Origin of the sequence: Streptomyces sp. NPDC058246 (assembly GCF_042881985.1) — a bacterium.
GTDB lineage: Bacteria > Actinomycetota > Actinomycetes > Streptomycetales > Streptomycetaceae > Streptomyces.
Window position 1 is genome coordinate 1 of the sequence record NZ_JBHVWZ010000069.1, and the last position, 1,100, is coordinate 1,100.

At 69.5% G+C, this 1,100-nt stretch carries 1 protein-coding gene; it reads right to left on the reverse strand.

The features are described from left to right. Positions 1–1,100, reverse strand: a 1,100-nt coding sequence (locus ACFVXA_RS40565) for an urease subunit alpha (RefSeq protein ID WP_390028711.1), incomplete at both ends; no start/stop codon positions are given.

Below are 1,100 nucleotides of genomic sequence, written 5' to 3' on the forward strand. Positions count from 1 at the left end.
TTGACCCCGAAGAAGGCGGGTTCCCAGAGGACCAGGTCGGCGAGCTTGCCGGTCTCCACGGAGCCGATCTCGCGGGCGAGGCCCTGCGCGAGCGCCGGGTTGATGGTGTATTTGGCGACATAGCGACGTACACGATGATTGTCGGCGCGGCCGTCACCGGGGAGGGCGCCCCGGCGCCGCTTCATCACGTGGGCCGTCTGCCAGGTCCGCATGATCACCTCGCCCACCCGCCCCATGGCCTGGGAGTCGGAGGAGATGATCGAGATCGCGCCCAGGTCGTGCAGGATGTCCTCGGCGCCGATGGTGGACGGCCGGATCCGGGACTCGGCGAACGCCAGGTCCTCGGCAACTGCCGGGTTCAGGTGGTGGCACACCATCAGCATGTCGAGGTGTTCCTCGGCGGTGTTGACGGTGTAGGGCCGGGTCGGGTTGGTGGAACTGGGCAGCACGTGCGGCTCGGAGACCACGGTCATGATGTCCGGGGCGTGCCCGCCGCCCGCACCTTCGGTGTGGTACGCGTGGATGCCGCGGCCGCCGATCGCGGCGAGCGTGTCGCCGACGAACCCGGCTTCGTTGAGCGTGTCGGTGTGGATGGCGACCTGGATGCCGGTGCGGTCGGCCACGGTGAGCGCGGCGTCGATGACGGCCGGGGTGGAGCCCCAGTCCTCATGGATCTTCAGGCCGAGCGCGCCACCCCGGATCTGCGAGAGCATCGCCTCATGGGAGACGGTGTTGCCCTTGCCGAGGAAGCCGACGTTGACCGGGTGGGCCTCCATCGCCTCCAGCATCCGGGCCAGATGCCAGGGACCGGGCGTCACGGTGGTGGCCTTGGAACCCTCGGCGGGACCGGTGCCACCGCCCACCAGCGTGGTGATGCCGCAGGCCAGCGCCTCGTCGGCGATCTGCGGACAGATGAAGTGGACATGCGCGTCGATGGCACCGGCGGTGAGGATCCGCCCGTTGCCCGCGATGATCTCCGTCTCCGGACCGATGACCAGGTCGGGTTGGACGCCGTCCATGGTGTCGGGGTTGCCGGCCTTGCCGATGCCGGTGATCCGGCCGTCGCGGATGCCGACGTCGGCCTTGATGATGCCCCAGTG